The organism is Plantactinospora sp. ZYX-F-223, assembly GCF_039649625.1.
Lineage (GTDB): Bacteria > Actinomycetota > Actinomycetes > Mycobacteriales > Micromonosporaceae > Plantactinospora.
In genome coordinates this window covers 1-285 of sequence record NZ_JBDJAV010000219.1, presented here as the reverse complement: position 1 = coordinate 285, position 285 = coordinate 1, and the positions used below count along the sequence as shown (strand labels likewise).

At 66.3% G+C, this 285-nt stretch carries 1 pseudogene; it reads right to left on the bottom strand.

Annotation, left to right across the window (positions count from 1 at the left end):
• Positions 1-285, bottom strand: a pseudogene (locus AAH979_RS43265) (hypothetical protein); the annotation flags it as partial.

Sequence of the window (285 nt, the reverse complement as noted above, 5' to 3'; positions counted from 1 at the left end):
CGAGGGAGATGCTCTTCTGTACCTCTTCGTTGGTCTCGATGGTGGTGATCAGGATCGATCCGGGTTGCAGGCCGGACAGTTCAGGGAGCCGGAAGGTCACCGAGTGGGAGGTGAACCTGTTGTTGCTGGTGACTCCGCGTATTTGGAAGGCTGCGTGCGGGTCAGGGGTCGGTTCGGGTGGGAAGCCCGTCAGGTGCACGGTGGCCGGTGAGGTCGCGTCGCGCTGCACGTCGTACCGCCACTCCGGCCAGTTCGCGGACGGCGTCGGCCCGGACGGGGAGGGCG